The 532-nt window shown below is 42.5% G+C and carries 1 protein-coding gene; it reads left to right on the forward strand.

The features are described from left to right. Positions 1-532: recombinase family protein (locus tag L693_RS0118880; RefSeq protein WP_025719066.1), on the forward strand; the 532-nt coding region annotated here is incomplete at both ends.

Consider the following 532-nt stretch of genomic DNA (forward strand, 5'->3'; position numbering starts at 1 on the left):
GAATACACTGGATTTATTGAAATATGTACGGGAACTCAAAAGTCTCGGAGTTGCTGTATTTTTTGAACGAGAGAACATTAATACACTCGATACAACAGGTGAAGTATTGCTGACCATTCTGAGTTCTCTTGCCCAAGACGAGAGTCGAAACATTTCTGAAAATAGTCGATGGGGCATATTACGAGGCTTCCAAAACGGCAAAGTCTTCTGCAACACCACTCGCTTCCTCGGCTATGATAAGGATGAACATGGTGAATTGGTGATTAACGGGCCAGAAGCAGAGATTGTACGCAGAATATACGAGGAGTATCTAGACGGCAAAAGCTATCAGGCGATAGCCAGAGGATTGATGCGAGATAAGATTAAAACAGTCACGGGTGGCGATACGTGGTGGGATTCCTCCATTACCTTAATTCTGACCAATGAGAAATATTACGGAGCTTTGCTTCAGCAAAAGACGGTAACGGTAGATTTTCTAACCCACAAACGAATAAGGAATAAAGGACAGGAGCAGCAATATTTAATTGAGGAC

This window comes from Paenibacillus sp. 1-18 (assembly GCF_000520755.1).
GTDB lineage: Bacteria > Bacillota > Bacilli > Paenibacillales > Paenibacillaceae > Paenibacillus > Paenibacillus brasilensis.